18 protein-coding genes are annotated in these 23,922 nt (G+C 75.1%); 8 read left to right on the top strand and 10 right to left on the bottom strand.

Features of this window, described 5'->3' with window-relative positions; translation table 11 throughout:
- Positions 1 to 10 precede the first annotated feature (10 nt).
- Positions 11 to 2,851, bottom strand: a complete 2,841-nt coding sequence (gene leuS, locus ACSDG8_RS26145) for a leucine--tRNA ligase (protein WP_210897307.1) — start codon at positions 2,849 to 2,851, stop codon at positions 11 to 13.
- 397 nt (positions 2,852 to 3,248) lie between these two features.
- Here leuS and ACSDG8_RS26140 point away from each other — a divergent pair, with 397 nt between their 5' ends.
- From ACSDG8_RS26140 to ACSDG8_RS26130, 3 genes are read left to right on the top strand one after another with little or no spacing between them, the layout of a single operon-like run.
- Positions 3,249 to 4,301: an AAA family ATPase gene (locus tag ACSDG8_RS26140; RefSeq protein WP_210897306.1), complete on the top strand. Its 1,053-nt coding sequence runs from the start codon at positions 3,249 to 3,251 to the stop codon at positions 4,299 to 4,301.
- Between the two features lies 1 nt (position 4,302).
- A complete protein-coding gene (locus tag ACSDG8_RS26135; RefSeq protein WP_210897304.1) occupies positions 4,303 to 5,601 on the top strand; it encodes a DUF58 domain-containing protein in 1,299 nt (432 codons plus the stop codon).
- 16 nt (positions 5,602 to 5,617) lie between these two features.
- On the top strand, positions 5,618 to 8,086 hold the full coding sequence (locus ACSDG8_RS26130) for a transglutaminase TgpA family protein (RefSeq protein WP_210943287.1): 2,469 nt from the start codon (positions 5,618 to 5,620) through the stop codon (positions 8,084 to 8,086).
- A 1,045-nt stretch (positions 8,087 to 9,131) separates the two neighbouring features.
- Here the strand turns inward: ACSDG8_RS26130 and ACSDG8_RS26125 are convergent.
- From ACSDG8_RS26125 to ACSDG8_RS26085, 9 genes are all read right to left on the bottom strand, one after another.
- Positions 9,132 to 9,530, bottom strand: coding sequence for a DUF3040 domain-containing protein (locus ACSDG8_RS26125; RefSeq protein WP_030500228.1), 399 nt, complete (start codon positions 9,528 to 9,530; stop codon positions 9,132 to 9,134).
- 115 nt (positions 9,531 to 9,645) lie between these two features.
- A complete protein-coding gene (locus ACSDG8_RS26120) occupies positions 9,646 to 10,905 on the bottom strand; it encodes a DNA polymerase IV (protein ID WP_210942819.1) in 1,260 nt (419 codons plus the stop codon).
- A gap of 47 nt (positions 10,906 to 10,952) precedes the next feature.
- On the bottom strand, positions 10,953 to 12,140 hold the full coding sequence (locus ACSDG8_RS26115; RefSeq protein WP_210897297.1) for an alkaline phosphatase family protein: 1,188 nt from the start codon (positions 12,138 to 12,140) through the stop codon (positions 10,953 to 10,955).
- On the bottom strand, positions 12,137 to 12,868 hold the full coding sequence (locus ACSDG8_RS26110) for a methyltransferase domain-containing protein (RefSeq protein ID WP_210897295.1): 732 nt from the start codon (positions 12,866 to 12,868) through the stop codon (positions 12,137 to 12,139). Before ACSDG8_RS26110 ends, ACSDG8_RS26115 begins: the two co-directional genes overlap by 4 nt.
- Before the next feature lie 31 nt (positions 12,869 to 12,899).
- On the bottom strand, positions 12,900 to 13,079 hold the full coding sequence (locus ACSDG8_RS26105; protein ID WP_030500224.1) for a hypothetical protein: 180 nt from the start codon (positions 13,077 to 13,079) through the stop codon (positions 12,900 to 12,902).
- Positions 13,080 to 13,175: 96 nt separating this feature from the next.
- Entirely contained in the window at positions 13,176 to 16,526 is a 3,351-nt protein-coding gene (locus ACSDG8_RS26100) for an error-prone DNA polymerase (protein ID WP_210897293.1), read from the bottom strand.
- Between the two features lie 18 nt (positions 16,527 to 16,544).
- Entirely contained in the window at positions 16,545 to 18,212 is a 1,668-nt protein-coding gene (locus tag ACSDG8_RS26095; RefSeq protein ID WP_210897291.1) for a DNA polymerase Y family protein, read from the bottom strand.
- Entirely contained in the window at positions 18,209 to 18,970 is a 762-nt protein-coding gene (locus tag ACSDG8_RS26090; RefSeq protein ID WP_210897289.1) for a hypothetical protein, read from the bottom strand. Before ACSDG8_RS26090 ends, ACSDG8_RS26095 begins: the two co-directional genes overlap by 4 nt.
- A gap of 156 nt (positions 18,971 to 19,126) precedes the next feature.
- A complete protein-coding gene (locus tag ACSDG8_RS26085) occupies positions 19,127 to 19,633 on the bottom strand; it encodes an SAV_6107 family HEPN domain-containing protein (protein WP_069089017.1) in 507 nt (168 codons plus the stop codon).
- A gap of 533 nt (positions 19,634 to 20,166) precedes the next feature.
- On the opposite strand from ACSDG8_RS26085, the gene ACSDG8_RS26080 reads away from it, so the two are divergent.
- From ACSDG8_RS26080 to ACSDG8_RS26060, 5 genes are read left to right on the top strand one after another with little or no spacing between them, the layout of a single operon-like run.
- On the top strand, positions 20,167 to 20,655 hold the full coding sequence (locus ACSDG8_RS26080; protein ID WP_043329446.1) for a YbaK/EbsC family protein: 489 nt from the start codon (positions 20,167 to 20,169) through the stop codon (positions 20,653 to 20,655).
- Complete coding sequence (locus tag ACSDG8_RS26075) at positions 20,652 to 21,380, top strand: monooxygenase (RefSeq protein ID WP_210897288.1); 729 nt, start codon at positions 20,652 to 20,654, stop codon at positions 21,378 to 21,380. The genes ACSDG8_RS26080 and ACSDG8_RS26075 overlap by 4 nt, the downstream gene beginning before the upstream one ends.
- Entirely contained in the window at positions 21,377 to 21,931 is a 555-nt protein-coding gene (locus tag ACSDG8_RS26070) for a GNAT family N-acetyltransferase (protein ID WP_135241303.1), read from the top strand. Before ACSDG8_RS26075 ends, ACSDG8_RS26070 begins: the two co-directional genes overlap by 4 nt.
- Before the next feature lie 53 nt (positions 21,932 to 21,984).
- Complete coding sequence (locus ACSDG8_RS26065) at positions 21,985 to 22,788, top strand: carotenoid biosynthesis protein (RefSeq protein WP_210897286.1); 804 nt, start codon at positions 21,985 to 21,987, stop codon at positions 22,786 to 22,788.
- A complete protein-coding gene (locus tag ACSDG8_RS26060) occupies positions 22,785 to 23,912 on the top strand; it encodes a glycosyltransferase (RefSeq protein ID WP_210897284.1) in 1,128 nt (375 codons plus the stop codon). The genes ACSDG8_RS26065 and ACSDG8_RS26060 overlap by 4 nt, the downstream gene beginning before the upstream one ends.
- Positions 23,913 to 23,922 lie beyond the last annotated feature (10 nt).

Genomic DNA, 23,922 nt, shown 5'->3' with positions numbered 1-23,922 from the left:
CCGGCAGCGGTCAGGCGACGACCGAGACCATCCGGCCCTTCACCACGATCACCTTGCGCGGCTCCTTGCCGGCCAGCGCGCCGGCCACCGCCTCCAGCGCCACCGCGCGGACGGTCTCCTCGGTCGCGTCGGCCGGCACCTCGACCCGGCCGCGGACCTTGCCGTTGACCTGCACCGGATAGGTGACCGACTCGGCCACCAGCAGCGCCGGGTCGGCGACCGGGAAGTCCGCGTACGTCAGCGATTCCCCGTGGCCCAGCTTGTGCCACAGCTCCTCGGCCATGTGCGGGGCGAACGGGGCGACCATCAGCACCAGCGGCTCGGCCACCTCACGCGGGGTCTCCGCCAGCCGGATCAGGCCGTTGGTCAGCTCGATCAGCTTGGCGATGGCCGTGTTGAAGCGGATGCCGTCCATGTCGGCGCGGACCCCGTCGATCGCCTTGTGCAGCAGCCGTCGGGTCGCCTCGTCGGCCGGCGCGTCGGTGACCCGCAGCTGCCCGGTCTGCTCGTCGACGACGGTGCGCCAGACCCGCTGCAGGAACCGGTACGAGCCGACGACCGCCCGGGTCTCCCACGGGCGGGACACCTCCAGCGGGCCCATCGACATCTCGTACACCCGGAACGTGTCCGCGCCGTACGCCGCGCACATGTCGTCCGGGGTGACGACGTTCTTCAGCGACTTGCCCATCTTGCCGTACTCGCGCCGGACCTCGGTCTCGCCGTGGAACCAGCGGCCGTCGACCTCGACGACCTCCTCGGCGGGCACGTAGGCGCCGCGCGGGTCGACGAACGCGTACGCCTGGATCATGCCCTGGTTGAACAGGCGGCGGAACGGCTCGAACGACGAGACGTGGCCCAGGTCGTACAGCACCTTGTGCCAGAAGCGCGCGTACAGCAGGTGCAGCACGGCGTGCTCGGCGCCGCCGACGTACAGGTCGGTGCCGCCGCAGTCGCCGTCGCGGCGCGGCCCCATCCAGTACGCCTCGTTCTCCGGGTCGGCGAAGCGCTGCGAGTCGGTCGGGTCCAGGTAGCGCAGCTCGTACCAGCAGGAGCCGGCCCACTGCGGCATCACGTTGGTCTCGCGGGTGTAGCGCTTGGGCCCGTCACCCAGGTCCAGCTCCACCTCCACCCAGTCGCGGCGCCGCGACAGCGGGGTCTCCGGGTTGCTGTCGGCGTCGTCGGCGTCGAACGTCTTCGGCGAGAAGTCCTCCACCTCGGGCAGCTCGACCGGCAGCATCGAATCGGGCAGCGCGATCGGCGCGCCGGACTCGTCGTACACGATCGGGAAAGGCTCGCCCCAGTAGCGCTGCCGGGAGAACAGCCAGTCGCGCAGCCGCCAGGTGACCGCCCCGGCGCCGTGCCCGCCTGCCTCCAGCCACTCGATGATGCGGGCCTTGGCGTCGGCCACGCCCAGGCCGTTCAGGTCGATGCCGCGCTCCGGCGCGGCGCTGTTGATCGCCGGGCCGTCCCCGGTGTACGCCTTGCCGTCGAAGCCCTCCGGCGGCTGCACGGTCCGCACGATCGGCAGCTCGAAGACCTCGGCGAAGGCCCAGTCCCGCTCGTCCTGGGCGGGCACCGCCATGATCGCGCCGGTGCCGTACCCGGCCAGCACGTAGTCGGCGATGAAGATCGGGATCTGCCCGCCGGTCACCGGGTTGGTGGCGTAGGCGCCGACGAAGACGCCGGTCTTCTCCTTGCTGTCCGCCTGCCGCTCCACGTCCGTCTTGGCCGCGGCGGCCTTCCGGTACGCCTCGACGGCCTCACGCGGGCCGCCGTGCCCACCGGTCCAGGCGTCCCGGGTGCCCTCCGGCCAGGCCGCCGGCGTCAGCACGTCGACCAGCTCGTGCTCGGGCGCCAGCACCATGTAGGTGGCGCCGAAGACGGTGTCCGGCCGGGTCGTGAACACGCGCACCGGGGCCGCGTCGGTCGGGAAGTCGATGTGCGCGCCGGTCGACCGGCCGATCCAGTTGCGCTGCTGCAGCTTGATCGGCTCCGGCCAGTCCAGCGTGTCCAGGTCCTCCAGCAGCCGGTCGCCGTACGCGGTGATCCGCATCATCCACTGCTTCAGGTTGCGCTTGAAGACCGGGAAGTTGCCGCGCTCGGAACGGCCGTCGGCGGTGACCTCCTCGTTGGCCAGCACGGTGCCCAGCCCCGGGCACCAGTTCACCGGCGCCTCCGAGACGTACGCCAGGCGGTGGTCGTCGACGACGCGCCGCCGCTCCCCCACTGACAGCTCGACCCACGGGCGCCCGTCCGGGGTGGCGCGGGTGCCGCCCTCGAACTCGGCGATCAGCTCGGCGATCGGCCGGGCCCGCTTCGCGTCGGTGTCGTACCAGGAGTTGAAGACCTGCAGAAAGATCCACTGCGTCCAGCGGTAGAAGTCGGTGTCGATGGTCGCCACCGAACGCCGCTCGTCGTGGCCCAGCCCCAGCCGGCGCAGCTGCGCGCGGTACCGCTCGATGTTCGCCTCGGTGGTGGTCCGGGGGTGGGTGCCGGTCTGCACCGCGTACTGCTCGGCGGGCAGGCCGAACGCGTCGAAGCCCATCGCGTGCAGCACGTTGCGCCCGGCCATCCGCTGGTAGCGGGCGTAGCAGTCGGTGCCGATGTAGCCCAGCGGGTGGCCGACGTGCAGGCCGGCGCCGGAGGGGTACGGGAACATGTCCAGCACGTACAGCTTCTCGGCGCCCGCTCGCGGATGACCCGGATCGGCCAGCGGGCCGGTCGGGTTCGGCGCGTAGAAGGTGCCGTCCCGCTCCCAGGTGTCCTGCCAGCGGTGCTCGATCTCGTCGGCCAGGGCGGCGGTGTACCGGAACGGGGGAATGTCGGTCGCCGGTGCGGCTGCCTCACTCATGGCGTCTCCTCGGCGCGGATCAATTCGAAAAATATGGGAGGTCTCTGCTGCGGGCACAAAAAAGCCCCTCGCGCAGGAGGGGCGGCCGTGCTGTCGCGCATTCAGCGCATCAACACGGCTCGGTAAGAAGCAGGAAGAACCCGGCCATGCACGGCAGTGTACCTCGCCCGTCGGCCGGTCGGCGCGCCCGTTCCGGGTCGGCGGCCGGTCCCCCGGTCCGGCGAATATTCCGGGCGTAACCGACCGACCACCTGCGGGAGTCGGCGATAACGACAAACATGGTTAGCCTGAGAGGCCAGTGAGATTACTGCGGCAGACGAGGCTCGGCGTCGCGAACCCAACGGCGGGTCCAGGTGCTCTATACAGAGCTGCCGTCCAGGCGACGAGGAGGAGGCCCGTGACACAACAGACCTGGGACGAGGTGGGCGGTCTGCTGCCGCACGACGAGTTCCGTGCCGCCAGCGAGGCCATCGTGGCCAACATCGAGCAGGTCATCGAGGGCAAGACCGCCACCGTCCGGCTCGCCCTGGCGGTGCTGCTGGCCGAGGGCCATCTGCTCATCGAGGACGTGCCCGGCGTCGGCAAGACCAAACTCGCCAAGGCGATGGCGCGTTCCATCGACTGCTCGGTCCGGCGGATCCAGTTCACCCCCGATCTGCTTCCCAGCGACGTCACCGGCGTCAGCGTCTACAACCAGGAGACGCACGACTTCGAGTTCCGCCCCGGCGCGGTCTTCGCCAACCTGGTGGTCGGCGACGAGATCAACCGGGCCTCGCCGAAGACCCAGTCGGCGCTGCTGGAGTGCATGGAGGAGCGGCAGGTCACCGTCGACGGCGTCACCTACCAGCTGCAGACGCCGTTCATGGTGATCGCGACGCAGAACCCGATCGAGATGGAGGGGACGTACCCGCTCCCCGAGGCGCAGCGGGACCGGTTCACCGCCCGCATCGCGATGGGCTACCCCGACCCGCGGGCGGAGCTGGCCATGCTCGACGGGCACGGGGCCACCGACCCGCTGCCGGCGCTGCGACCGGTCTCCGACGCGGCCACCGTCCGCCGGCTGATCGGCCACGTCCGGCAGGTGCACGTCGCCGACGCGGTCAAGCAGTACGCGATCGACCTGGTCACCGCCACCCGGGAGGCGCCGGACCTGCGTCTGGGCGCGTCCCCGCGGGCCACGCTCCAGCTGCTGCGCACCGCCCGCGCGGTCGCCGCCCTGGAGGGCCGCGACTACGTGCTGCCGGACGACCTCCAGGTCCTCGCGGTGCCGGTGCTGGCGCACCGGATCATCCCGACCGCCGACGCCCAGCTGGCCCGGCGCACCACCGACGCGATCGTCGCCGAGCTGGTGCACCGCCTGCCGCTGCCGCACGACCGGCAGCGCTCGCCGTACGACACCCGGCCCGGCAGCGGCAACGGCCGCGGGCCGTACGAGCCGCGGAGGCCGTGACGTGCGCGACGGCCTGCGTGGGCTGACCACCCGCGGCCGCTCCTTCCTGGCGGCCGCGGTGGCCGCCGCGATCTCCGCCGGCATCCTGGGCGAGAAGGACCTGCTCCGGGTGGCGGTCCTGCTCGCCGTGCTGCCGCTGCTGGCCGCCGCGTACGTCGGGCGCAGCCGGTACAAGCTGGCCTGCAACCGGTCGCTGGAGCCGCACCGGGTGCCGGTCGGGGCCAGCTCCCGGGTGGTGCTGCGGCTGCAGAACCTGTCCCGGCTGCCCACCGGCACGCTGCTGCTGGAGGACCGGCTGCCGTACGCGCTCGGCAGCCGCCCCCGGGTGGTGCTGGAGCGGCTCGGCGCGCACCAGGCCAGCTCCGTGGCGTACACCGTCCGGGCGGACGTGCGCGGCCGCTACGAGGTGGGGCCGCTGGTGATCCGGCTGACCGACCCGTTCGGCCTGTGCGAGCTGACCCGGTCGTTCCCCAGCACCGACCACCTCACGGTGATCCCGCAGGTCACCCCGCTACCGTCGGTCCGGCTACCCGGTGAGTACGCCGGCAGCGGCGACAGCCGGGCCCGTTCGGTGGCGGTGCACGGCGAGGACGACGCCGCCACCCGGGAGTACCGGATGGGCGACGACCTGCGCCGGGTGCACTGGAAGTCCACCGCCCGCACCGGCGAGCTGATGGTGCGCCGCGAGGAGCAGCCGTGGGAGAGCCGCGCCACAGTGGTGCTCGACACCCGCGCCGGCGGGCACCGGGGCGAGGGGCCGACGGCGAGCTTCGAGTGGGCGGTCTCGGCGGCCGCCAGCATCGCCGTGCACCTGCGTCATGCCGGCTACAAACTGCGTCTGGTCACCGGCAACGGCGCCGACGTCGCGGCGACCGAGGCCGGTGGTGAGGGCCTGCTCCTGGACCAGCTCGCCGACGTGCACCTGGACCGGCGCGGCGAGATCACCACGCTGGTGCAGCAGGTCCGGCAGCGGGCCGACGGCGGTCTGATCATTGCGTTGCTCGGCACGCTCGGCGCCGCCGAGGCGGAGCTGCTGGCCGGGTTGCGCGGCAGCGGCGCGACCTGCGTGGCGTTCCTGCTCGACAGCAACACCTGGCTGAACCTGCCGCCGAAGGCCCGCACCGAGGCGGAACGGGCGCACGGCGCCGCCGCGCTCGCGCTGCTGCAGAGCGGCTGGCGGGTCATCGGGGTGGAGCACGGCAACCGTCTGCCGGCGCTGTGGCCGCAGGCCGGGCGCGGATCGCAGGGATTCGCGCTGCGGGCGGCCCTGGCCGAGACGGTCGCCGGAGGCATGCGATGACCGGAAGGAAGCTCCCGTGACCCCCCATCGCAACATCGGGTTCGTCGCTGCGGCGGCGACCCTGCTGGCGGCGGCGCCGCTGTCGGCGATCTTCGAACGCTGGACGTGGCTGATCCAGGCCACCATCGTGGTCGCCGTGGTGGCCGGCTCGGCCGCGTTGAGCCGGCTGGCCCGGGCGCCGCTGTGGGGTCAGGTGCTGGCGATGCTGGCGGGTTTGACCCTGGGCCTGACGTGGATCTTCCCGGGCGGCACCGAGCTGCTCGCGTTCATCCCGACCCCGGGCACGTTCGCTCACTTCGGCGAACTGCTCCAGACGTCGCTGGAGGACATGCGCTCGTACGGCGTGAAGGTGCCCGACGTCGACTCGCTGCTGTTCCTCGCGGTGCTCGGCATCGGCGCGGTCGCCGTGGTGGTGGACGTCCTCTCGGTCGGGCTGCGCCGGCCGGCGCTGGCCGGCCTGCCGATGCTCGCCATCTACTCGGTGCCGGTGGCGGTCTACCTGGACAGCGTCCCCGCCACCCCGTTCGTGGTGGGCGCCGCCGGCTACCTGTGGCTGCTGGTCACCGACAACGTCGACCGGGTACGCCGGTTCGGCCGCCGGTTCACCGGCGAGGGACGCGACGTCGACGTCTGGGAGGCGTCGCCGCTGGCCGCGGCGGGCCGCCGGCTGGCAGTGGTCGGCGTGGCGGTGGCGGTGGCGCTGCCACTGGCCGTGCCCGGGATGACCGGCGGGCTGATGAACAACGTCGGCGCCGGGCCCGGTGAGGGCAACGGCCGGCCCGGCCAGGGTGGCAGCCCGGGGCGGATCGACCTGTTCGCGGCGCTCAGCGGCCAGCTCAACCAGAGCGAGGAAACCGAGCTGGTCAAGGTCAGCACCAACGAGCCGAGCCCGTTCTACCTGCGCCTCGGCGTGGTCGACGACCTGCGGCCGAGCGGCTTCCAGGCGCGTGTGCCCACCGGACGGCCGGTCACCCGCGGCCTGCCCGACCCCGGCGAGCGCACCCCGCGTGGCGTCGAACGGCAGCGCTACCGGGCCACCGTCGAGGTGTCGAAGAACCTGAACATGCCGCTGCTGCCGGTCTACGCCGACCCGGTGAAGGCGGACGACCTCAACGGCAACTGGCTGTACGACTCCAGCCAGCAGATCGTCTTCTCCAACCGGGAGAACGCCCGCGGCAAGAACTACTCGTTCGAGTACGTGCGCTCGACGTTCAGCCCGTCGGCGCTGCGCGCCGCCCCGTCGCTGCCCTCGGACAGCCAGGTGATGCGGCAGCTGACCGACCGGCCGTCGGTCCCGGCCGTCGAGGAACTCGTCGACAAGCTGGTGGAGGGCAAGTCGAACGACTACGACAAGGTCCGCGCGATCTACGAGTACTTCTCGGTGGAGAACGGCTTCACCTACTCGCTGTCCACCCGCGACGGCAGCAGCGGCGAGGACATCACCGACTTCCTCGCCACCAAGGTCGGCTACTGCCAGCAGTACGCGGCGGCGATGGCCTGGCTGGTCCGGGCCGCCGGCATTCCGGCCCGGGTGGCGGTCGGCTTCACCAACGGCAGCAAGGCCGACGGCGGCACGTATGTGCTGACCAACCGCAACCTGCACGCGTGGACCGAGGTCAACTTCGGCAACGGAATCGGCTGGGTGCCGTTCGACGCCACCCCGGCGGCGAGCGTGCAGGGCTCGGTCCGCTCCGCCTGGGCGCCGGACACCGACGCCCCCGAAGAGGTCACCCCGTCGCCCGGCAGCACCGTCGCGCCCGGCGCGGCCGACCCGTCGGCCGGCCCGAACGAGGCGGACCGGCTCGACAAGGACACCGACCAGGGCCTGGCCCTGGGCGGGACCGACCCGGCCGAGCAGAACCGGATGTGGCCGTGGTGGCTGGCCGCGGCGCTGGCGCTGCTGGCGCTGTTCGCCGTACCGGGCCTGCGCCGCTCCACCCTGCGCCGCCGCCGGCGCGTCCGGGTCCGGGCGCCCTCGGCGACCGCGCTCGCGGTGCCCGGCCAGCGGGGCGAGGCACGGGAGGTCGTCGTCGGCGTGGACGCCGAGTCCGCCCGGGCCGACGCGCACGCCGCCTGGGACGAGCTGCTCGACACGCTCGTCGACTTCCACGTCCGGGTCGACCGCACGGAGACCCCCCGCGCCACCGCCGAGCGGCTGGCCCGGGAGGCGCTCACCGACAACGGCGACGCCGCGACCGGGGTACGGCTGCTGGGCCGCGCCGAGGAACGAGCCCGGTACGCACGGGATCCGCTCGCCGGCGCGGAGTTGCAGCCGGCGCTGCGGACGGTCCGGGGCGCGCTCGCGGCCGGGGCGGACCGCCGCACCCGCCTGCTGGCCGCGCTGCTGCCCCCGTCGGTGCTGCAACGCTGGCGCACCACGCTGGCCGAGCAGTCGGCGCGGATCGTCACCACGAGCGGGCAGGCCCGGACGCAGATGCTGCGCTGGAGCCCACGCCGCCTGTTGGCGGGCCGCACGGCCCGCTGACCCTTCCGCCCGCCGGCGCTCCCCCGCCGGCGGGCGGCCCCCTCCCCGCCCGCCGCCCGCCCTTCCCCGCTCTCCCCGCCCCCGCTCTCCCCCCGTTCCCGCTCTCCCCGTTGATCAAGGAGTTTGTGTCTCCGCGAGGCCGAATTCCGGCCGCAAACTCCTTGATCACCGACTGCTCAGCCCGCCGGGAGGGCGTGGAGCGCCAAGCGCTTTGAGATCTTGGTAGGAAACGGCCCCTATAGGGGCCCTTTCGTACCAAGATCTTCGTGGTTCCCGCGCTCCGGAAGATCCATCTCAAAGTTGTAGGCCCTGACGAGCCGGCAAGGTCGACTGGGCCAACCCTGGACCGTGGAGCCAACTGCAGCCGCTCACCCGGCACCCGGAACAGGCAGTGGGCCGTGCGGATCAAGCGAAAGTGCCGAGCTGATCAAGGGCGGGCATCGTCGCGGGCGCTGAGCAGCTGACTCCGAAACCGCGGCGGGGCGGGTGCCGAGCCGGCGCGGAGGGAGAACCGGGCTGGCCTGAGCCGTCGCGAGGCGAGGCGCGGAGATGATGGTCGGCCGACGAAACGCACGCGCAGGCCTGGTCAACCTGCGGCACGGCACGGCGCGGCGACCATGGACAGTGGCGGGAGCAGGGCGGCATCAGCGCCTCGAATTGTCACTCGCACACGGCGAGGACTGAGCCGGGGCCGGGACTCACGCCGCGGCCAGGAAGCCAAGGGCCACCGCCACACCGGGTGTCACCGACGACAGCAGCGGACCGGCCAAGATCAACACCGGCCAACGACAGCAGCGGACACGGCAAGATCAACCACCGGCTGGCGCCGACAACACCAGCAGGCACGGCAGGGTCAACCGGGGCGGCAACATCAGTCAGCCGCGGAGCGGGCACGAGAGTTCGACACCGGCCGCCACCAACGACGTCAGCGGGCACGGCGGAATCGACCGGGACGGCGACATCGGTCGGCCGTGGAGCGGGCACGACGAAGCGAGCGCCGACGGGCGTCGCCGCGACATCCGCCCCGGTCAGGGGCGGAGCGCGGTCAGCGGTGTCCCTCCGGACGCTGCCGCCAGCGGTCCTCCATCCGGTCGAGGAAGGAGCCCCGGCGGCCACTGCTGCGGCCACGGGGACGACGCCGGCTCGTTGTGCCGCCGACCACGTGCAGGTCGGGCGACTGGGATCGGCGGTGCGACTGCACCGCGTAGCCCAACGAGGCCAGCATGACGACGAAACCCGCCACGGCCACCGCGGGAATCTTGATCACGGCACCATAGATCAACAGGGCCAGACCAGCGACGACCACGCCGGCAGCGACGAGCACGCGACGCCGCGCGTGGAAACGCGGGTCGCTGGCGCGCACGGCCGAGGCGAACTTGGGGTCCTCGGCAAGCGACCGCTCGATCTGCTCGAACAGCCGCTGCTCGTGCTCCGAGAGCGGCACGGCACTCCTCCCCGGTCACGTTGGTCGGCCCGGGCGGGCCGACAGACCGTGGCAGCCAACCGGCTGCTTACCCGCAAGTCTACGAGGGCCCCCGCGCGTCGGAAAGCGGGACGACCTACGGCCGGGTCGGTTTTTCGACTTGCCGGGTATCACGACGGCTGAGCAGACTGGCCGGACCTATGACGGACCGCCCGAATCGGGCGGCCGCCGCGTCGGCCGCCGCCTCCGCCTCACGCCAGCCGCGCTCGGGCGCACCGAGGGTGAGCTGCTGCGGGGTCTCCCCCGCGGGGGCGAGACCTTCCATCCGGACACCGACCAGCCGAACCGGCTCGCCGGGGGCGAGGGCCTCCCACAGCGCCCACGCCGTGTCGAACATCTCCCGGGCGGTATCGGTGGGCACGGCGAGCGTGCGGGAGCGGCTGATCGTCCGGAAGTCGGCGAAACGGACTTTGAGCGACACGGTACGGCCCACCTGCCCGGCCGCCCGCAGCCGGGTGCCGGCCTTGTCGGCGAGCGCGAGCAGGGATCGCCGGATCTCGTCCGGGTCGCTCACGTCGATGTCGAACGTGACCTCCGCGCCGATCGACTTCTCCACGTGTTCCGGCGAGACCCCGCGCGGGTCGCGCCCCCACGCCAGCTCGTGCAGGTGGGCGGCGGACGCCTCGCCCACGGCCCGGCGCAGCAGGCCGGCCGGCGCCTCGGCCAGGTCGCGTACGGTGCGCAGGCCGAGCCGGCGCAGCGCGTCCGCGGAGCGCTCCCCCACGCCCCACAGGGCGGAGACCGGCAGCGGGTGCAGGAACTCCAGGACCCGGGCGGCCGGGACCACGAGCAGGCCGTCGGGCTTGGCCCGGGTGGAGCCGAGCTTGGCCACGAACTTGCTCGGCCCGACGCCCACCGAGCAGGTCAGCCGCTGTTCCTCGGCGACCCGCCGGCGGATCAGCCGGGCGATGGCGGCGGGCGGCCCGAACAGCCGGCGGGCGCCGGCCACGTCGAGGAACGCCTCGTCCAGCGACAGCGGCTCGACCAGCGGGGTGACGTCCCGGAAGATCCGCATGACCGCGCGCGACGCCTCGGTGTAGGCGGTGAAGTCGGGCGGCAGGTAGACCGCGCCGGGGCAGAGCGCCCGGGCGCGGGAGGTGGGCATGGCGCTGCGGACGCCGTACTGCCGGGCCTCGTAGCTGGCGGAGCTGACCACGCCGCGCGGGCCGACGCCGCCCACCACCACCGGCCGCCCGCGCAGCTCGGGGCGGCGACGCACCTCGACCGAGGCGTAGAACGCGTCCATGTCGACGTGCAGGATGGTGCAGCCGGTGTCGTCGGCGTCCGCCCCGAAGCGCGGGTCACCGCCTCGGGGCAACGACTGGCTGCGGCCCATGTCAGCAGGCTAGCCCGCCGGTCCGACAACCCCGCCGCGCCACCCGCTCAGCCCCGGATCACCAGCAGCGGGATGGTCATCTCGGCGGCGGTGTCCGCGCCGTGGTACGCCACCAGCCGCGACGCCATCGGCGGCTCGGAGCGGGTGGCGACCACCGCGTACGTGTCCCGGCAGACCACCACCACGTCGCCGATCCGGGTCAGGTGCGCCTCCGGCACCGGCCCGAACCAGCCGGTCGCCACCGCCTCGGCCCGCGTCAGCACGTGCGCGGCCGGGCCCAGCAGCTCGGTCCAGGCGGCCACCACGTCGGCCTCGGCGCCCGGCTCGGTGTGCAGGTAGCGGACCCGGGGCTCACCGGCGACCACCCGTACCCCGGCGCGCAGCCGGGGGTCGGCGTCCAGGTCGATCCGGTGCCCGGCGGGCACGTCGAGCTGGCCGTGGTCGGCGGTGACCAGCAGCGCGGCGTCCGGCGGCAGCCCGTCGACGAGCCGGGCCAGCAGCGTGTCCACATCGGCCGCGGCCAGCCGCCACGGCTCGGAGTCGACGCCGCTGAGGTGCCCGTGCCGGTCCAGGTCGGGGTGGTACCCGGAGACGAGCATGGGTCCGTCCCCGGCGGCCAGTGCCGCCAGCATCCGGGCGGCGAGCGCGTCGGCGCCGGCCGCGCCCCGGTAGTCGCCGCCCCGGTTGGCGGCGAGCGTGAGGCCGCTGCCGGCGAACTCGGGTCGGCTGACCACCGTCACGGCGACGCCGGCGGCGCGGGCCCGCTGGTACCAGGTGGGTACCGGCTGCCAGCTCGCCGGGTCGGGGTCGCCGGCCCAGTCGACGTGGTTGAGCACCCGGTCGGTGCCGGGCACCCGGACGGTGAAGCCGAGCACGCCGTGCGCGCCCGACGGGGTGCCGGTGCCGAGGCTGACCAGGCTGGTCGGGGTGGTGGACGGAAAGCCGGTGGTGAGCGGCCGGCCGGTGGTGGCGGCCAGTCCGGCGAGCGTCGGGGCGTACCGGGCGGCGGTGGGGATCTGATACCAGCCGAGGCCGTCGACGAGCAGCACCGCGACGCGGCGTACCCCGGCCAGCCGCGGGGCCAGGCCGAGCCGGTCGGCCGCGCCGGGCACGCCGAGCACTGACAGCGCGCTGGGCAGCACGTCGGCCAGGCTGCCGCCGTCGTAGCGCGGCGCCACCTGGTCCAGCGGGCCGGGAGCCGGGCCGGGCGTCGGATCGGGAGCCGGGCCGGTCATGCCGGGCGGCGGGCGAACAGGTGCAGCTGGGCGGCGAGATCACGGTACGGCGGCCGGGCCGCGAGCGCCCGTTCCAGCTCCACCAGGGCGGCCGGCTGTCCGTCGGCCACGGCGGCCGGAAGCAGGTCGGCGAGCACCCGTACCCCGTGGATCTCCTCCACGGCGAGGCCGGCGGCGGTGAGCAGCGCGCTCGCGTCGGCGGCGTCGTAGCGGCGGCGCAGCGTGTCCCGGCGGCCGGTGGTGCCCTGCGGGTCGGCGGCGAGCGCGGCGGCGGCGTCCAGTTGCCCGTTCATCGCCCGGCCGAACACGGCGGCGGCCCGGCCGGCGACGAGCACGCTCGCCGCGCCGCCCGGACGCAACGCGGTGACCAGCGAGGAGATCACCGGTTCCGGCTCGTCGACGACTTCGAGGACGGAGTGGCAGAGCACCAGGTCCACGGTGGCCGGTTCGACCAGCCCGGCGAGCGCGTCGGCGTCGCCCTGCGTCGCGCGTACCCGGTCGGCGACCCCGGCCTCGGCGGCCCGGCGGGTCAGCGCGGCGAGCGCGTCGGGGCTGGCGTCGACAACCGTGACCCGGTGACCGGCCTCGGCGAGCGGGACGGCGAAGCCGCCGGTCCCGCCGCCGACGTCGAGCACGGAGAGTCGTTCGCCGGCCCGCCGGTCCAGCTCGGCCCGGAGCACCGACCAGATGACGGCGGTGCGGGGGGTGAGGGTTCGGATCTGCTCCACGCGCCGAGCCTAGTCACCCCCCGGCCCGGGTTCAGGACTCGCCGCCGCCGGCGGGGTCGTCCTCGGCGCGGGAGCGCTGGTCGTTGGCCACCGGGCCGTCGGTCACCTGGTATTCCCGCGGCTCGGCCTCGTGGGTGGGCGCCCAGTCGGCGCCGAGGCGGGTCCGTCGGGCGTTGGCTACGCCACCGGCGTACGTGCGGTGAAAGGTCATCGGTTCATCCCCCATACCCCGGGTGAGCCACTCTGCCCACCCGCGTCGGGAGTCTCCCGCCTCCGGCTCCCGGAAACCGTAATGTGGATCACTCCATCAACGGAAATCCCTGGATGCCGGCGTGACGGGGGGCTCGATCGCGTCCAGCCGGTCCGCGGTGAGGTTCGTGACGCCCTCGTGCCGCTGCAACCGGCCCCGCACCACCAGTGCTCCACTGGTGCGGGCGATTCGACGGTAGCGCTGCCACAGCCCCGGGGAGCAAGTGACATTCAGCATTCCGGTCTCGTCCTCCAGGTTGAGGAACGTGACGCCGCCGGCGGTCGCCGGGCGCTGCCGGTGGGTGACGATCCCGCCGACCCGGATCCGCTGCCCGGGCGGCACCTGGCCGAGCCGGGCGATCGGCACCGCGCCCAGCGCGTCGAGGCGGTCCCGGATGAACCGGGCCGGGTGGCTCTCCGGGGACAGGCCGGTGGCCCAGACGTCGGCGACCAGGCGGTCCACCGCGGCCATGCCGGGCAGGGTGGGCGGGTCCGCGCCGGTCACCGTGCCGGGCAGCCGGCCGGGCCGGTCCTGGGCCGCCGCGCCGGCGGCCCAGAGCGCCTGCCGCCGGGTCAGCCCGAAACAGGCGAACGCGTCGGCGGTGGCCAGCGCCTCCAGCTGCGCGGCGGTGAGACCGACGCGGCGGGCCAGGTCCGGCATGTCCCGGTACGGCCCGTGCGCCGCCCGCTCCGCCTCGATCCGCTCGGCCACGTCCTCGCCGAGGGTACGGACGCTGCCCAGCCCGAGCCGTACCGCCGGGCCGCCCAGCCCCCACGCGTGCGGCGGCTCGCCCGGCACGCTGCCCCACCGGGTTTCCGGGGTGGACTCCAGCACCGCCTTGGCGCCGCTGGCGTTGATGTCCGGCCGGCGTACCTCCACGCCGTGCCGGCGGGCGTCGTCGGCGAGCGTCTGCGGCGAGTAGAAACCCATCGGCTGGGCGTTGAGCAACGCGGCCAGGAACGGGCCCGGGTGGTAGCGCTTGAGCCACGAGCTGGCGTACACCAGGTAGGCGAAGCTCATCGCGTGGCTCTCCGGGAAGCCGTAGCTGGCGAACGCGGTGAGCTTGCGGTAGACGTCGTCGGCCAGCTCGCCGGTGATGCCCCGCTCGGCCATCCCGGCGTAGAGCCGGTCGGCGATCTGCGCCATCCGTTCCACCGACCGTTTCGCCCCCATGGCCCGGCGCAGCTGGTCGGCCCCGGCCGCGTCGAACCCGGCCAGGTCGATGGCGAGCTGCATGAGCTGCTCCTGGAACAGCGGCACGCCGAGCGTCTTCTCCAGCGCGTTGCGCATCAGCGGGTGCGCGTACGTCACCGGCTCCTGGCCGTTCTTGCGCCGGATGTACGGGTGCACCGAGCCGCCCTGGATCGGGCCGGGCCGGATCAGCGCCACCTCCACCACCAGGTCGTAGAACTCGCGCGGCTTGAGCCGGGGCAGCGTGGCCATCTGGGCGCGGCTCTCCACCTGGAACACGCCCACCGAGTCGGCCCGGCAGAGCATGTCGTAGACCTCGGGGTCGTCCAGGTCCATGTCGCCGAGGTCGAGGCTGGAGCCGATCAGGTCGTAGCCGTAGTGCAGCGCCGACAGCATGCCGAGGCCGAGCAGGTCGAACTTGACCAGGCCGACGGCGGCGCAGTCGTCCTTGTCCCACTGGAGCACGCTGCGGCCGGGCATCCGGCCCCACTCCACCGGGCACACCTCGATCACCGGCCGGTCGCAGATCACCATGCCGCCGGAGTGGATGCCCAGGTGCCGGGGGAACGTCTGCAGCTCGTTGGCGTACGCGACCACCTGCTCGGGGATGTCCGCCACGTCGACCGCGGCGACCGAGCCCCACCTGTCGATCTGCTTGCTCCAGGCGTCCTGCTGGCCGGGCGAGAAGCCGAACGCCTTGGCGACGTCGCGCACCGCCGACCGGGGCCGGTACGAGATGACGTTGGCGACCTGGGCGGTGTGCTCCCGGCCGTAGCGGGCGTAGACGTGCTGGATCACCTCCTCCCGGCGGTCGGACTCGATGTCCACGTCGATGTCGGGCGGGCCGTCGCGTTCCGGGGCGAGGAACCGCTCGAACAGCAGCCGGTGCCGGACCGCGTCCACGTTGGTGATGCGCAGCGCGTAGCAGACCGCCGAGTTGGCCGCCGAGCCCCGGCCCTGGCAGTAGATGTCCTGCGCGCGGCAGAACGCGACGATGTCGTAGACCACCAGGAAGTAGCCGGGGAACCCGAGATCCTCGATCATCCGCAGCTCGTGTTCCAGCTGCGCGTACGCCTCCGGGTGCGCCTCGGGCGGGCCGTAGCGCTCGCGGGCGCCGTCCATGGTCAGCCGGCGCAGCCAGCTCATCTCGGTGTGCCCGGGCGGCACCGGGTACGCCGGCAGCCTCGGCGCCACGAGCTGAAGGTCGAAGGCGAGTTCCGCGCCGTACTCGGCGGCCCGCGCCACCGCGCCCGGGTACGCGGCGAAGCGCGCCGCCATCTCCGCGCCGCTGCGCAGGTGGGCGGTGGCCGCGGCGGGCAGCCAGCCGTCGATCTCGTCGAGGCTGCGCCGGGCCCGGACCGCCGCGACGGTGGTGGCCAGCCGCCGCCGGCCCGGGGTGGCGTAGTGCACGTTGTTCGTGGCCACCGTGGGCAGCCCGGCCGCGGCGGCCAGGTCGGCGAGCGCGTCGTTGCGGTCGGCGTCGACCGGGTGGCCGTGGTCGGTCAGCTCCACCGCCACCGTCTCCGCGCCGAACAGCGCGGTGAGCCGGTCCAGTTCCCGGGCCGCCGCGTCGACGCCCTCGGTGAGCAGCGCGGCGGGCACATGACCCTTGCGGCAGCCGGTGAGCACCAGCACGTGGTCGCGCAGCTCGGCGGCGATCTCCTCCAGCTCGCCGTAGACCGGGCGGCCCTTCTCCCCGCCGCGCAGCTGGGCCCGGGAGATGGTGGCGGCCAGGCGCGCGTACCCCTCGTGGCCGTGCGCCAGCACCAGCAGGTGCCGGCCGAGCGGGTCGGGTTCGCCGTTCTGCGGGCCGGGCAGCCCGAGGGACAGCTCCGCGCCGAAGATAGTCGGCAGCCGCAGCGCGCGGGCCGCCTCGGCGAAGCGCACCACGCCGTAGAAGCCGTCGTGGTCGGTGACGGCGAGCGCGGTGAGCCCGAGCCGGGCCGCCTCCTCGGCCAGCTCCTCCGGGTGGCTGGCGCCGTCGAGGAAGCTGAAGTTGGAGTGCGCGTGCAGCTCCGCGTAGGGCACCACGCCGTCCGGCCGGTCCAGCTCCGGCGGCCGGTACTCCTGGCGCTTGCGGCTCCACGCCGGTGAGTCGCCGCCGTCGGCGTCGACCGCGAGCGGGTCGACCACGTGCAGGTGCCGCTCACCCGTGGCCCGCCCGGAGAGCACCTGCTCCAGCTTCGACCAGGGCATCTTCGGGTTGTGGAAGCTCACCGCGCGCTGCCCCGGCGCTCAGTCATAGATCGCCTCCACCAGCCACATCCCGCCCTCGACCGCGAGCAGCAGGGCGGCGCCGTCGGCCAGGCACACCTGGAACCGGGCCCGGCGGCGCGCCTCGGCCGGCGCCCACCAGCGTTCGTCCACCGGCCACGGCCCGGCCCAGCCGGTGATCTCCGCCGGGCGCCCGTCGCCGACGGTGAGCCGGGCCGGCGCCGCGCTGACCGCCAGCCGCGCGTTCACCACGACCGGTTCCCCGGCCGCGTCGCGCACGTCGGCCGGCAGCGGGGTGGGCAGGACCACGGCCGGCGACGGTGGCGGAATCCGCCCCGGCCACGGCGGCTCGGCCACCGCCCGGCCCCGCCCGCCCCGTCGCCCCGCACGGCCCTCAGCGGGTACGACGACAGGGGCGGACGCGGCACCCGGAGCGGCGGGCGGCAGGGGTGGCGGGCCGGGGCGCGCGGGCGCCCGCTCGTCGCCCCACGGGACCAGGCGCACCTGGTCGGCCGGGGACCGCCCGCCGCCGAGCACCGCGGTGACCACCGCCTCGGGGCCGAGGATGCCCTGCACCCGGCTCAGCGCGCGGTGCGCCCGCTCCCGCTCCTCACCGGTCTCCCCCCACAGGCCGGGTTGCAGGCCCGCCTGGGCGAGCACCCCGTCGGGCACCAGTCGCAACCGGACGATCCCGGCGGTCGGGCGGGCCGGGCGTGCCCCGCCCCGGCCGTTGCTGCCGGAGAGCCAGCCGTCGAGCTGCCAGCGGACCCGGTCGGCGATGGCCGCGGCGGTCAGCAGGCCGTCGTGCCGCCAGACCCGGTGCAGTTCCTGGCCGTGCGCGGTGACCGCCTCGATGCCGAGCCGGGTGCAGGCCAGCCCGTACGCGGCCAGCCGCTCGTGCAGCCGTTCGGCGAGCGTCCGGGCGGCGAACGCGGCGGCGTCGACCCGGTCGACCGGCTCGTCGTAGTCGGCGGTGACGGCCAGGTCGGCGGGCGGCTGCCGGACCGCGAGCGGGCGGTCGTCCCGGCCACCGGCGAGCCGATGCGCCAGCGCGCCGTCGAAACCGAACCGGGCCAGCACGTCCCCGGCGGGCAGCGCCGCGAAGTCGCCGAGGGTACGGACGCCGAGCCGGCGCAGCAGGTCGGCCAGGGCGGGCCGGCCCAGCGCCTCGACCGGACGGCCGGCCAGGAACTCGCGGGTGCCGCCGGGTGCCACGATCCGCCCCTCCCGGGCGGCCAGCCCGGCCGCGAACACCCCGTCGGCGATGCCGGCCTGGCTCTCCACCGCGCAGCTCTGCGCGACGTGCTCGACGATCCGCTCGGCCGCCGCCTCCTCGCCGCCGAGGTAACGGCTCGGCCCCCGGGCCGCCGTGGCGCAGGCGCCGGGCCGGATCACCTCGACACCGGCGACCACCTCCTCCACGGCGGCCACCACCGGCTCGAACGCCCGCGCGTCCCGGGCGGGGTCGTGGTCGACCACAGTGAGCTGCGGGCAGCGCCCCTGCGCCTCCCGGCGGCGCAGCCCGCGCCGGATCCCCTCGGCGCGGGCCCGCTCGGAGCAGGCGACCACCCGGTTGGCGTGCAGCACCACGACCGGGTCGGTGGCGGGCACCCCGTCGACGATCTCGGCGGCGAGGACCGGCCAGTCCGGGCACCAGAGCAGCAGCGTCCGCTGCGGCGCGCCGCTCACGCCGGGCCGGCCGCGGCGAGCGTACGGGCGGGCGGGGCCACCACGCGCAGGCGGCGGGCCGGCGCGGCGGACGGTGCGCCGAGCCCGGCCGAGCGGGGGATCACCCGGGTCAGCTCGTCGCCGGGCAGCCACACCTTGATCTCCTTGGGGCGGGCGGCCGCGCCCCGGCCCCGGGCCGAGACTGTCACCTCGCGGCGGCGCAGCCGACCGCGACCGGGACCGAGCCCCTGCCAGACGCCCCGGACCACCTGGAGCGTCACGTCCGCGCCGTCCCACCGGCCGTACGGGACCAGCACGCTTCCGCGCTGCCGGGCGCGGGCGGCCAGCCGGGTGGCGACCGAGGCGGCGACGGTGGCCGGCACTGCGGTGACCACCACGTCGACCCCGTCGATGAGCGCGGCGACCACTGTGGGCCACTCCGGCCCGGGGTCGGGCACCAGGGCCAGCCGGTCCAGGGCGATGCCCGCCTCGGCCGCCGCGCCGGCCCCGAAGGTGGGTACGCCGACCACGGCGCACCACGAGCCGGCCCGGGACGCCTCGGCGAGCAGCGCGAGGATCAGCGAGGTGGCGCCGCTGCGGCGGGGCTGGCCGGCGCCGACCGCGACGGTGCTGCCGCGCCGCAGACCGCGGTTGGGCAGCAGCCCGGTCAGCTCGGCCCGGACGGGCAGCACCCGGTGGCCGCCGGCCGGGTCGGGGGCGCTCGCCGGACGGACCAGATCGGCCAGGGCGGCGGAGCCGACCACCATGCGGCCCGCCATCGGACCAACCCCCCGTCGTGTTTCGCCACGGGTCCCGCCCGTGGATGGTGCTGTGGATCGTGTGCTGTGGATCGTGTCGGTGCTGCGGCACACGCGTGCCGTTGGTGCGGCGTCCGGCCACCCGGGGTCCCGCCGGTGGTGGCCGGACGCCACGAATCAGGCGGCTGCGGCTCCGGGCCGCGACGGCGGGGAGTCGGAGGCGCCGCGCCGCAGGGGCCGGGGCAGGCCGTCGAGCGCCGGCTGGTGCGCCAGGCCGAGCGCGGTCTCCACCACCGTCACGAACTCCTCGGCGGCGCGCAGCAGGTCGTCGGCCTCCCGGGCGGTGACCACGCGGGGGATGCCGGCCTCGGCGGCGGCCCGCTTGCTCGCGCCGGCCGCGAAGTAGGCGGCCCACTCGTCCAGTTCGGGGGCGACGGTGGCGAGCAGCACCCAGACGCTGGTGATCCGGTTCCGCCGGGTGGGCGCGGGGCGGGCCCGGGCGGCGAGCACGGCGGCGGCGGCGCGCAGCGCCGCGAGGTGGGCGGCGGCGTACCGGAGGCCGTCGGGACGGGTGCGGGCGGCCTCGGCCAGCCCGTCGCGGGCCACCGCGAGCAACTGGGCGGGGGTGCGGTGCGGCAGCACGTGCGCGGGCACCGTGGGCGCCTGGGCCGGACTGGTCGGCATGGGTCTCTCCTCCGCGTGTGGCCGGGGCGGGCGGTCGCGCGACGTAGGAACCGTCGCCCGGTCGCCCGGAGCGGTCGGTGCGGAGGAAGACGCACCTTTCAGGTGGCTGGCCGGCCGGGTGTGGACGCTTCCCCACACCCACCCCCGGCCGGCGTACCGGCGGGTCCGTCGCCCGCCGCCCGGGGGTCGTGGGCGGCGGGCGACGACCTGCCTGACGGGCCCGGACTCGCGACTGTCCGAACCCGGTGCGGCCCGCGGTGCCGCACCTCCCGGAAACCGGTGCCGCGAAACACCGTCTCCGGAGCGTTCGACGGGTGCGCGACCCGGCTCGACCGGGGGCCGGCCCAGCCGGGGAGCTGAGCCGCTTGCCGTTCGGACCGAACCGAACTTCGAGCCGGAATCGAACACTCGTTCTAACTACCCTGACAGTACACCTCCCCCCCGACGAAAACGCAACGTGTGACGCGCCGGGGACACACGGGAGGGCCACGGCCCCCGGCGGGGCCGGACCGGGGTGAGGGAAGAATGGGGGCATGCAGCCACACCCGAACGTGCAGGCGGTGCAGCGCGCGCTCGACGAGGCGGGCGCGCGGGACGGATCGGGCGAGGCCAGCCTCGTCCGACTGCTGCCCGACGCGGTGCACACCGCCGCCGCCGCGGCCGAGGCGCTCGGCGTCGCCGTCGGCGCCATCGCCAACTCGCTGATCTTCGACGCGGACGGCGCGCCGCTGCTGGTGCTCACCTCCGGCGCGCACCGGGTGGACACCGCCGGGCTCGCCGCCACGCTGGGCGTGACCCGGCTGCGCCGGGCCACCCCGGAATTCGTCAAGCAGCACACCGGGCAGGTGATCGGCGGCGTCGCCCCGGTCGGCCACCCCGCGCCGCTGCGCACCGTCGTCGACACCGCCCTGACCGGGTACGACGAGGTGTGGGCCGCAGGCGGCGTACCCCGGGCGGTGTTCCCCACCACGTACGCGGAACTGCTGCGGATCACCGCCGGCGCGCCGGCCGAGGTGGCGTGAACCCCGAACTCGTCACGCTGCACGTGTGGCGTGTGCCCCGACGGGCCGTACCCGGTGTGCTGGGCCGGATGGCCACCCACCCGGCGCGGCTGCGCCGCCTGCCCGGCGTCCGCTTCGCCAAGCTGCTCGGCACCGGGACCGGCACCGGATTCGGCCCCGGCGACGCCGACCTGACCCGGTGGGCCGCGCTCGTGGTCTGGGACTCCCCCGCCGACGCGGCCGGCTTCGACGCCTCCCCGGTCGCCCGGTCCTGGGCCCGGATCGCCCGCGCCGCGGTACGGGTCGACCTGCGCCCGCTGACCAGCCGTGGCCGGTGGTCCGGGCGGGAGCCGTTCGGCGCGCCGTCGGGCGGACGGGTCACCGGGCCGGTGCTGGCGCTGACCCGGGCCCGGCTGCGGACCCGCCGGGCGGCCACGTTCTGGCGGGCGATCCCCCCGGTCGCCGGCGCCCTGCACGCCGCGCCCGGCCTGCTCGCCCGCTTCGGCGTCGGCGAGGCGCCGCTGGGCTGGCAGGGCACGGTGAGCGTGTGGCGCGACCCGGCGGACCTGGTCGCGTTCGCGTACCGTTCCCCCGAGCACCGCGCCGCGATCACCCGCACCCCCACCGAGGGCTGGTACGCGGAGGAACTGTTCGCGCGGTTCGCGGTGGGCGACGTGGTCGGCGACCGAACGGTGCTCGGCTGGGCCGCCGAGGGCGACCCGGAAACAGCGAGAGGGTACGCATGAGGCTGGTGCGGTGGACACCGGACGACCTGGTCCGGCGGCTGGACGACGTGGTGGCCGTCTACGGCGAGGCGATGGGCTACCGGCCCGACCTGCTGGAGGCCCGCCGCGGCTACATCGCCACCCACGTACGACGGCCCGGCTTCCGCGCCGTCGCCAGCCTGACCAGCGAGGGACACCTGGCCGGCTTCGGGTACGGCTACCGGGGCGCCACCGGGCAGTGGTGGCACGACCAGGTGCACCGGGCGCTGAACGCGCAGGCCCGGCAGCGCTGGCTGGCGCACCCGTTCGAGGTGGTGGAACTGCACGTGCGCCCGCCCGCGCAGGGGCACGGCCTGGGCGCCCGCCAGTTGCGCGCGCTGCTCGCCGTGGCCGAGGGCGACACCACGCTGCTGTCCACCCCCGAGGCCGACGAGGAGAAGTCCCGGGCCTGGCGGCTGTACCGCCGGTTCGGCTTCGTCGACGTCCTGCGCCACTTCCACTTCCCCGGCGACGAGCGGCCGTTCGGTGTGCTCGGCCGGGACCTGCCGCTGCCCCCGCCGGACGGGTCATGAGCACGAGGAGTGAGCCGGGCCTGCGAGCCCCGCAGTCGCGAACCGGAAGCGTCATGAGGGTCCGGCTGCCCTGGGCGCTGCTGGCCGCGCTGATCCTCGCCCAGATCTGCTACCCGCTCACCGGCGGCGCGACCCGGGCCGGGCTCACGGTGGCCACCGTGGTGCTCGGCTGGCTGCTGTCGGTCGGCCACGCGCTGCTCACCCGCGGCCCCCGTACCGCCGCCGCGCTGGTCGCTGTCGTCACCGGCGGCGGGTTCGCGGTGGAGGCGATCGGCGTGGCCACCAGGTTCCCGTTCGGCACCTACGACTACTCCGGCGAGCTGGGCCCGAAGCTGGCCGGGGTGCCGCTGATCATCCCGCTCGCCTGGACCTGGATGGCCTGGCCGGCGTGGCTCACCGCGGTCCGGCTGGTCCGCTCCCGCCTCGCCCGGATCGCGCTCTCGGCGGTCGGGCTGGCCGCCTGGGACCTGTTCCTCGACCCGCAGATGGTGGCCGAGGGCTACTGGACCTGGCGCGACGCCACCCCGGCGCTGCCCGGGCTGCCCGGCATCCCGGTCAGCAACTACCTGGGCTGGCTGGGCTTCGCGGTGCTGCTGGCCGTCGCGCTGCGCCCGCTCGCCGGGCCGTCCGTGGACCGGGTCGACGGCCGGGACGCGCCGATGTTCGCGCTCTACCTCTGGACGTACGCCTCCAGCGTGCTGGCGCACGCGGTGTTCCTGCGGCTGCCGGCGTCGGCGCTGTGGGGCGCGGCCGGGATGGCGGTGGCGGCGGTGCCGCTGGCGGTGACGCTGTGGCGGGCCCGCCGGGACCCGGCCGCCGAGCCGCAGCCGGTGCCGCGCGTCGACGCCCCGGCATGATCGCCGCCCTCGCGCTGGCCGTGGCGGTCGGCGCGCTCACCGGGCACACGATCGTCAACGCGCTCGCCTGGCTGCGCCGCCCGGCCGCCGGTCCGGCCGAGGTGACCGAGCCGGTGGCGGTGCTGCTGCCGCTGCGCGACGAGGCCGAGCGGGTCACCCCGTGCCTGCGCGCGCTGCTGGCTCAGCGCGGCGTGCCGGACCTGCGGATCGTGGTGCTCGACGACGGCTCGACCGACGGCACCGCCGACGTGGTCCGCGCGGTGGCCGGCGACGATCCCCGCCTCACGCTGCTCACCGGCGTCGCCCCGCCGCCCGGCTGGCTGGGCAAGCCGCACGCCTGCTGGCAGCTCGCCACCCGTACCGCCCCGGAGCCGACAGCGCTGGCCTTCGTCGACGCGGACGTGGTGCTCACCCCGTACGCGGTGGCGGCGGCCGTGACCGAGTTGCGCGCGGCGGACGCGGCGTTGCTGTCGCCGTACCCCCGGATCGTGGTGCGGACGGCGGGCGACCGGCTGGTGCAGCCGCTGCTGCAGTGGTTGTGGCTGACGTTCCTGCCGCTGCGCGCGATGGAACGCTCGCGGCGGCCCTCCCTCGCGGCGGCGGGCGGGCAGTTCCTGGTCGTGGACCGGGCCGGCTACCTGCGGGCCGGCGGGCACGCGGCGGTGGCCGACAAGGTGCTGGAGGACATCGAGCTGGCCCGGGCGGTGAAACGGGCCGGCGGGCGGATCGCGCTGGCCGACGGGTCCCGGCTGGCGTCCTGCCGGATGTACGACACCTGGCCGCAGCTGCGCGACGGCTACACCAAGTCGCTGTGGGCGACGTTCGGGCACCCTGCCGCAGCGGCGGCCGTGCTGGCGCTGCTTGTCGCGCTCTACGTCGCGCCGCCGCTGCTGGCCCTCGGAGGGCTGCTGGCCGGCGCGCCGGTGGTGGCCACGGTGGCGTTCCTGGCCTACCTGGCCGGGGTCGCCGGGCGGGTGGTCAGCGCCCGCGCCACCGGCGGACGGGCGTGGCCCGACGCGCTCGCACACCCCGTGTCGGTCGTGGTCCTCGGTTGGCTGACCGTCCGGTCGTACCATCTGCGGAAGCGACACCGGCTCACCTGGCGGGGTCGCCCGGTCACCTAGGAGGGGCACG

This window comes from Micromonospora sp. LA-10, from assembly GCF_051853095.1.
GTDB classification, from domain to species: Bacteria; Actinomycetota; Actinomycetes; order Mycobacteriales; family Micromonosporaceae; genus Micromonospora; species Micromonospora echinospora_A.
Note: the sequence above shows the minus strand (reverse complement) of the source record. Positions and strands in the feature narration are given on the sequence as shown.